This is a genomic window from Allotamlana fucoidanivorans, from assembly GCF_006265225.1.
Classification (GTDB): Bacteria; Bacteroidota; Bacteroidia; order Flavobacteriales; family Flavobacteriaceae; genus Allotamlana; species Allotamlana fucoidanivorans.
Genome location: NZ_VDCS01000143.1, coordinates 1 through 239, shown reverse-complemented (window position 1 = coordinate 239; position 239 = coordinate 1). Strand labels below are relative to the sequence as shown.

The 239-nt window shown below is 40.2% G+C and carries 1 protein-coding gene; it reads right to left on the bottom strand.

Features of this window, described 5'->3' with window-relative positions; genetic code table 11:
• Positions 1-239, bottom strand: a 239-nt coding sequence (locus FGF67_RS17375) for a hypothetical protein (RefSeq protein WP_158293257.1), incomplete at both ends; no start/stop codon positions are given.

Genomic DNA, 239 nt, shown 5'->3' with positions numbered 1-239 from the left:
GTATAGCTTACTACTTGAGGTTGTGTTAAGGTATAGGTAGCTTGAGGAGTAAAAGTTTCACAAATATCATCAATAGTCCAGGTAATGGTTACCGTACCTCCCGTACAGAAGTCGATAGACTGATTAGTAAAGTTATGAGATACAGTTGGAGATCCACCTGTTAAACTATTATTGATAATGGTAGTTTGGGCCGCTACCCAAGCTGCAATATCAGCATCCAGTGCATTTTGAGCTGCAGT